Source organism: Bacillus cereus group sp. BfR-BA-01381 (genome assembly GCF_022663555.1).
Lineage (GTDB): Bacteria > Bacillota > Bacilli > Bacillales > Bacillaceae_G > Bacillus_A > Bacillus_A pacificus.
Genome location: NZ_JAKUFR010000152.1, coordinates 1 through 5961, shown reverse-complemented (window position 1 = coordinate 5961; position 5961 = coordinate 1). Strand labels below are relative to the sequence as shown.

Sequence of the window (5961 nt, the reverse complement as noted above, 5' to 3'; positions counted from 1 at the left end):
CGTTTTTCTTTCTCTGGAAGCTTTACACCTAGCTCCTCTAACTGTTTCTTTGTATCATCCATAATCGTTTTTACTTTTTGTTTTGTGGCGTCATCTAAATCTTTTTTCGCCGTTTTTGTAGATTGCTCAGCTGCTGGAGTATTCGTTGCCGCGAATGCCGGGATGCCGACTCCTCCAATGATTCCGAATGATAAAGCACCTGCAATCGCTAAATACCCAACTGTTTTCTTCTTCATAGGAAATTTCCTCCTTCATATTTCTAATGCATGTACACTCTCGTATACAATGCCTATAGTAATGTTGGTTTCTTAAAATTTCCTTAACGACTTAACAAAAAAACACCGCTCATGATGAGCGGTGTTTTTCTATGCTTTTTGTAATTGTAATTCTTCACGTTCCATTATTTTTCTTAATACAATTGTTTGTGTCATTGTAAATAAGTTACCTGTTATCCAGTACAACACAAGTCCTGATGGTGCTGCGAATCCCATAAATAGAATCATTGCTGGCATCATAATTTGCTGCATCTTTAGCATCTGTACTTGTTCTCCAGGTGTAATATTAGATTGGAAAACTTTCATCTGAATAAATGTCGTTAATGCTGCAATAATCGGTAATATATGATAAGGATCTGCATGTCCTAAGTTCACCCATAAAAACGAAGATGTGCGAATCTCTTCTGTTCGGCTAATGGCATAATACAAAGCAGAGAAAATCGGCATTTGTATAAAGATTGGCCAGCAACCAGCAAGTGGATTCCAACCGCCTGATTTCATTAGTTCTGACATTTCTTTTTGATACTGTTTTTGTTTTTCAAGATCTTTACTTACATCACCGTATTTTTTCTTTAACTTCTGCAATTCAGGTTGCATTTTCTTCATTTTCGCTTGGCTACGATATTGCGAAACAGCTAATGGAATCATTGCTGAACGAATAACGAGCGTCATAATAATGATAGCAATCCCGAAGCTAGCTCCCGGTATATGATGAGCAACAAATTGAATCATAAACGAGATTGGATATACAAAATAATGATCCCAAATTCCCGTACTATGTGCATCAATTGGGGCTGCATTACTACAACCAGATAAAACAAAAACAAGTAATAATGATAAACTAACGAGCGCAGTTCGGTATGATTTTAACATGTTCATTCCTCCAATGTTTCGTAATTATTTAGCGAAACATTGGTGTATACGGACCGACCTCGTCATTCTCTTCACTTGATTCTTGTCTGCGTACAGAACGAATCATTCCATATTTATAAAAAATCGAAAATAGCGGTACATTCCCCGCACTATCTTCACACGTATCAACTAACGCAAATGCTCTTTGTCTACCGCTTGATGCTTGCTGACGCACAAAGCGAGAAACGTTAGCAAGGAAGAAAACTTCTAATAAACAAAGTGCTGTCGTTACAAACGATATATATAGAATCGCATCCTGCAATAAAAATTCCATCGCTTCACATCCTTAATAAGGTCATTTTAGCACATTCGGCAAACATTCTCTATTTCCTTTTATCGTCAAAAAAAGTATTTTGCATATTTTCTCAAGAAAACAATAATTAAGAAACATTGTATTCGCTTTCTTTAGTATATTCACACACATCAATGAATAGGCTTGATTTATTAGAAATTTATAAAATTTTTGCATTATAATAAAACTATTGCCAGTTTTTGAAAAAACCTTTATTCTCTTCTTGTAATCAAAAATGAATATGGAGATGAAACATACTATGGGTCAACTAGGAGACGCCGATTACGTTCCCGACACCGCCTTTTTATCCTTCCCAGCAGCTAAAACATTTCACTTAGAATTTATCATACAGTTGGTTGTTATTTTCATAGCTTCTATTTTGTATGCAATTTCTATGAATATGTTCTTTATCCCGCATAACATGATTAGCGGTGGATTCGCTGGAGTAGGGATGATTATCGGTTATTTAATGCACTACAATATCGGTGCACTTATCTTTTTACTAAACATTCCTCTTCTTATTTTAAGTCACTTTTACTTAGGCAAGAAGACAACCTTTTTAACAGCGTACTTTGTAGCTGTATCATCATTAGCGATGAACATTATCCCTGTACACCAAGTTTCAGACGATATTTTACTATCTTCTGTATTCGGCGGTGTAATCTGCGGAGCAGCTTCAGGAATCATATTCCGATTTGCTTCTTCAACAGGTGGATTTGATGTTGTTGGATTGATTGTAGCGAAATATCGCGATGTTTCAATTGGAGCAATTATATTTGTATTCAACTTAATCTTACTTGTTGTAGCAGGATTTATTTTCGGATGGGATATTACACTTTATACGTTAATTAGTCGATTTGTAGTCAGCAAAGTGATCGATGCTGTGCATACGAAACATATTAAATTGACGATAATGACAATTACAGAAAAAGGCGAGGAAATAAAAAGCGCCCTACTACATCACGGCATACGTGGCGTGACGATGGTAGATGCTGTCGGCGGCTATACAAACCATAAGAAAAAAATGATTTACACTGTCGTGACTCGCTATGAGTTAGGCGAAATGAAACGTATTATCCGTCAAGTGGATAACAAAGCATTTATGAACATTACTGAAACAGTTGAAATTGTCGGCCGTTTCAAACGTATATAAAGTGAAACTTTAATCAGTGGGGGTTTTCTTCATCCCCCACTGATTAATAGTTGAACCAATCGGACTTTTATGGGCAGTTGATCCCCCACCTAACTTCTTTGCTTTCGCTGAATTTTGAGGTGGGGGTCTTACTGCCCATTAAAGTGGGATAAAAAAGGTCAATACATGAAAGGGCATAACATATTAGTCATATATAATATGTTATGCCCTTTGTTATTCAACTCACGTACCCTTTAGCATAATACAATCATTAAGTTTATTACTACAAATCGGAGGATAGCATTCCATATACAATACTATCTGTCCATTCATCTTTACTCCAAAAATCTTGTATGAAATGTGCTTCCTTTCTCATGCCTACTCGTTCACACAATTTTTGTGAAGCTGTATTACGCGCATCAAGATTAGCTTGTATGCGATGTACATTACATTCATTAAATAATTTAAATACCAAACTACTTACTGCTTCTGTTGCCAAACCTCTCCCAGCTACTTCATTTGAAAAACTATAACCAATCTCAACAGTGTCTTTCATATTTGTGTACCATACAGATAAATCACCAACTACTTTCGTTTTGTATATAACTGCTAAACTTAATATTGAGTCTTTAGTAAGTACATTATTTTCTAGCTTCTTATTAAATCTTTTCTGCATGTCTTCATGAGTCCACTTATTATGTAATAGAAACTTACATGTATCATCACTATTATAAATAGCAAATACATCCTGTAAATCAGTACTCTTAAAAGGTCTAATTGTTAATCTTTCTGTTGTGAATTCCAAGTTAGCTCTCCTCCCTTCCATTCATGGCATAAAACATTTTTTTATAGTATTTAAGTCCTCTTCTTAGACCTCACCTTGATTACATATTTCATCATAGTAAATGAAAATCCTTCTTCCGCTAAACTGCGCCGTTACTTGTATTTCCTTACGTTTTTTATTTTTTACACTTATTACAAAATCAGATAATTCTATTATTATGACTCTAAATGTGTTATAATGAAAACAGACTCACAAAAAAGAGTATATAGACTTGGAAGTTTCTCTTATTTTACAAGCAAAAAGAAACGAGCAGTCGGGTATATTTCAGACACCATACACGTAACGGTTTAAAAAACCGATCACTCTTCAATGATCTTTTTATAAAAAGATACGTACAACTAAAACTCACTTCAATATACTATACCTACCTTTTTGACTTCCAAATCATCTTATTACATAAGGAGATGAACATATGAATCAATATATACGATATACAATAGCTGTCCTGTTTGCTATTATCGGCGGAACAATCTGCTTCTGGACAAACACTCAGCTTGGAGAGAATATCATTTTTAATGGAATCGAAACACTTGTAAGCGCTTCAATTTTAGGTGGATACATTTTCTTCCTCTTTAATCCAGAAGAAAATGCGCAAAAAACAATGTTATTAACAATGATCGGAATCGTTGGCGGATGTATTTCCTACTCAATGACTAACTATACATTACCACTTCAATTAAGCTCAGCTTTCTTCCACGGTCTATGGACTTGGTTCATTGCATTCTGTCTAGCAGATGTATTCAACCTATTACAAGACAACGAAGAAGAAAACGGTCGCCAAATTGAAAGTAACTCGTAAGCTGGAAGGGATTCTTCCAGCTTTTTTTATGTTGGTTTGCATACCACGGCATCACAATAAAAAGAAGTTACCCTCACGGCAACTTCTTTCCCATATACCCCATCCAGTATCAACCGGATTATATCAGCGATTTTTCAAATATATCGACGATTTCTCCACTTATATCAGCGATTTTTTCATTATATCGACGGTTCGACACAGGATATCGACTTACCGACATTTTTCGACAATTAATTTTCATCTATATACCTCCGCTCGGAATCCGAAACGAAACGTGTGCCCCGCCTCTCACCTCGCTATTTTCTACCTGAATTTTACCACCATGCTTCTCAACAATTGTCTTAGCAATATATAACCCGAGTCCAAAATGCTCCTTGTTTCCTGAACGCGACTGATCTCCCTGATAAAAACGTTGTAATACTTTTTTTAAATCTCCTTTTTGAAAACCAGGCCCTGAATCATATACATGAAACTCTATTGCATCATGCCAAGCACATACTTTCAAAAGCATCTTCCCTGACACCGGAGTAAATCGAACTGCATTCATTACGATGTTGTCCATTACTTGACTGATTCGCTCTTGATCAAATACTAAGCTTTGTATATCCTCATTATTTTCAAAGATGACATCCCAATCAATTTCTTTTTTTCTAGCTATGCATTCATATTCTTCTAGTTTTTTAAGAAAGAATGGATTTATATGTACTTTATTTAAACGTAATTGAAATGAGAAACTCTCTAGCTCATTTACTATTTGGAACTCCTCAAGAAGCTTTGTCATTCTGTTTGTGTTTCTTTCAATCGTTTGTAAATACCGATGTAACAAATCTTCATTTTTCCATAAACCACTTTGCAAGCCTTCTGTATGACCTTGCACAATCGTTAATGGCGTTTTTAAATCGTGAGAAATAGCTCTAATATATTCTCTCCTTTCTTCTTCTAACTCCCATTGTCGTGACAAACTAGTAGCTAGCGCTGCACGCATATTTTCAAACGAACTGACTAATTCACCAATTTCATTTTTCGCGTTGTACTCTAAATGAAAATTTAAATCCTGCTCTTGAATTCTTTTTGAGGCCTCTGATAGTTCAACTAGTGGTTTCTTTATTCTTTTTCCCATTCGATTTGAAATAATGTAGGACAAAATTGTAATGTATATAAAGGGTGAAGCTAAAAATAAGATTACAAAAAAGGAATCAACTGCCGAAGCAGTAGATATTGTTAAATGATAATTAAACCCTATCGCTCCTTGTAAATCTCCATTCCTATCTACTAAAGGCAAATATGTCGTAACTTCATTATCATCTTCTTCACCATAAATATTTGTATTAATAACACTCGAAATCGGTCTCTCATTTGTTATTAATTTCTTGTTATATGTACCATAAGAAATATCTCCTTGCCTATTAACAATTTGATATTTAATTCCCTCTTTAGGGACAATTTTCTCTAATCCATTTCGCTCTTTCTCATTTAACAATAGTATGCCTTTATCTTTTACATATTCTTTTATCATAGGTATTTTCTGTTCATAATAATTCGCAGGAAATACTTTCCCATTCTTCGTTAGCCAATACCAACTACTAGCTGCTGTTAAATCCTTAACCTTTGCATCAATTCTGTACACTCCACTTATATCCAATTCCCCACACCGTTTGAATATATGTATTTTCTCTGTCATATACACTAAGCTTTGTTCTAATTTTC

7 protein-coding genes and 1 pseudogene are annotated in these 5961 nt (G+C 34.9%); 2 read left to right on the top strand and 6 right to left on the bottom strand.

Translation table 11 applies throughout. The annotated features are described in order from the left end of the window. The 3 genes and pseudogenes from MR079_RS27265 to MR079_RS27255 all read right to left on the bottom strand — a co-directional run. Window positions 1–236, bottom strand: a pseudogene (locus MR079_RS27265) (hypothetical protein); the annotation flags it as partial. A gap of 129 nt (window positions 237–365) precedes the next feature. After that, entirely contained in the window at window positions 366–1148 is a 783-nt protein-coding gene (yidC, locus tag MR079_RS27260) for a membrane protein insertase YidC (protein WP_139868256.1), read from the bottom strand. Window positions 1149–1176: 28 nt separating this feature from the next. Then, window positions 1177–1461: a hypothetical protein gene (locus MR079_RS27255; protein ID WP_000394930.1), complete on the bottom strand. Its 285-nt coding sequence runs from the start codon at window positions 1459–1461 to the stop codon at window positions 1177–1179. Window positions 1462–1738: 277 nt separating this feature from the next. Between MR079_RS27255 and MR079_RS27250 the strand changes: the two genes are divergently transcribed. Then, entirely contained in the window at window positions 1739–2632 is an 894-nt protein-coding gene (locus tag MR079_RS27250) for a YitT family protein (RefSeq protein WP_073542279.1), read from the top strand. A gap of 262 nt (window positions 2633–2894) precedes the next feature. Here the strand turns inward: MR079_RS27250 and MR079_RS27245 are convergent, their stop codons facing one another. Next, window positions 2895–3416, bottom strand: a complete 522-nt coding sequence (locus tag MR079_RS27245) for a GNAT family N-acetyltransferase (RefSeq protein WP_139868258.1) — start codon at window positions 3414–3416, stop codon at window positions 2895–2897. 451 nt (window positions 3417–3867) lie between these two features. On the opposite strand from MR079_RS27245, the gene MR079_RS27240 reads away from it, so the two are divergent. Continuing rightward, window positions 3868–4254 carry a DUF3938 domain-containing protein gene (locus MR079_RS27240; protein ID WP_001077770.1) on the top strand — a complete coding sequence of 129 codons (387 nt, stop codon included), beginning with the start codon at window positions 3868–3870 and terminating at the stop codon, window positions 4252–4254. A gap of 118 nt (window positions 4255–4372) precedes the next feature. On the opposite strand, the gene MR079_RS29290 is transcribed toward MR079_RS27240, so the two are convergent. Then, window positions 4373–4495, bottom strand: coding sequence for a hypothetical protein (locus MR079_RS29290; protein WP_276608975.1), 123 nt, complete (start codon window positions 4493–4495; stop codon window positions 4373–4375). Then, window positions 4496–5935 carry a sensor histidine kinase gene (locus MR079_RS27235; protein ID WP_242294995.1) on the bottom strand — a complete coding sequence of 480 codons (1440 nt, stop codon included), beginning with the start codon at window positions 5933–5935 and terminating at the stop codon, window positions 4496–4498. Window positions 5936–5961 lie beyond the last annotated feature (26 nt).

Bases quoted from the DNA above. Each gene is read 5' to 3' on its own strand.
- yidC (WP_139868256.1), bottom strand. From the start codon at position 1,148: ATGTTAAAATCATACCGAACTGCGCTCGTTAGTTTATCATTATTACTT.
- MR079_RS27255 (WP_000394930.1), bottom strand. From the start codon at position 1,461: ATGGAATTTTTATTGCAGGATGCGATTCTATATATATCGTTTGTAACG.
- MR079_RS27250 (WP_073542279.1), top strand. From the start codon at position 1,739: ATGGGTCAACTAGGAGACGCCGATTACGTTCCCGACACCGCCTTTTTA.
- MR079_RS27240 (WP_001077770.1), top strand. From the start codon at position 3,868: ATGAATCAATATATACGATATACAATAGCTGTCCTGTTTGCTATTATC.
- MR079_RS29290 (WP_276608975.1), bottom strand. From the start codon at position 4,495: ATGAAAATTAATTGTCGAAAAATGTCGGTAAGTCGATATCCTGTGTCG.
- MR079_RS27235 (WP_242294995.1), bottom strand. From the start codon at position 5,935: ATGACAGAGAAAATACATATATTCAAACGGTGTGGGGAATTGGATATA.